The organism is Actinomadura geliboluensis, from assembly GCF_005889745.1.
In the GTDB taxonomy this organism is placed as follows: Bacteria; Actinomycetota; Actinomycetes; order Streptosporangiales; family Streptosporangiaceae; genus Spirillospora; species Spirillospora geliboluensis.
In genome coordinates this window covers 1-919 of the sequence record NZ_VCKZ01000769.1, presented here as the reverse complement: position 1 = coordinate 919, position 919 = coordinate 1, and the positions used below count along the sequence as shown (strand labels likewise).

Genomic DNA, 919 nt, shown 5'->3' with positions numbered 1-919 from the left:
TGACCCTTTTTCATCCGGCTGGACAGGTGCCGATCACAGCATGATCGCGATGTTGGCGTCCGGCCAGTGAAGCGAAGAAGCCCCTGGTAGACGACTTGATCACCACAATCTCGACGTCCGAACCAGGGGCCCTGCGTGCTGTTCTACCGTGCTGCCGTCGATTTGTCGCGTTCAACGCTGAACTACCTGGCCGCCGTGATCCGGCGGCACCGCAAGGCGATCGGGTCACCCTGGCGGCTGCTCAACCCCGGTCGGCAGGCCCTGCTGGTACTGGCCCACCTGCGCAAAGGCGAGACCTTCACCCAGCTCGGGGCCGGATTCCAGGTGTCGACGAGCACGGCCTGGCGATACGTCCAGGAGACGGTGGCGCTGCTGTCGGCCCGGTCACCCAAGCTGACGGCTGCGCTACGCAAAGCCAAGCAGGACGGGCTGCCTCTCCTGGTACTGGACGGCACGCTCATCGCCTGCGACCGGGTGCGGGCCGACCGGCCGTACTACTCGGCCAAACACCGCTGCCACGGAATGAACGTACAGGTCATCGCCGGTCCGGACGGAACGATCCTGTGGACATCGGGGGCGATGCCCGGCCGCACGCACGACCTGACCGCCGCCCGCGTGTGGGGAATCCTGCCCAAGCTGGACACCGCCGGGATCATCACGCTCGCCGACAAAGGCTATCAAGGAGCCGAGGCCTGCGTCGTCATCACCCCGTACAAGGGGCGCGACAAGCCCGAGTCCCAGAAGCAGGCCAACCGCGCGCACGCCAAGCTCCGCGGACCCGGCGAACGCGCAAACGCCCAGCTCAAGAGCTGGCGAATCCTCCGCAAGCTCCGCTGCAGCCCCAGCAAGGCCGGCCACTTCGTCAAGGCCATCGCCGTCCTACAGAACTACGAAGCCACCCGAGGATGAAAAAGGGTCA

General features: G+C 66.1%; 1 protein-coding gene. It reads left to right on the top strand.

Annotated elements, in window-relative coordinates; genetic code table 11:
* Window positions 1–135 precede the first annotated feature (135 nt).
* On the top strand, window positions 136–909 hold the full coding sequence (locus ETD96_RS44135) for a transposase family protein (RefSeq protein ID WP_138642400.1): 774 nt from the start codon (window positions 136–138) through the stop codon (window positions 907–909).
* Window positions 910–919 lie beyond the last annotated feature (10 nt).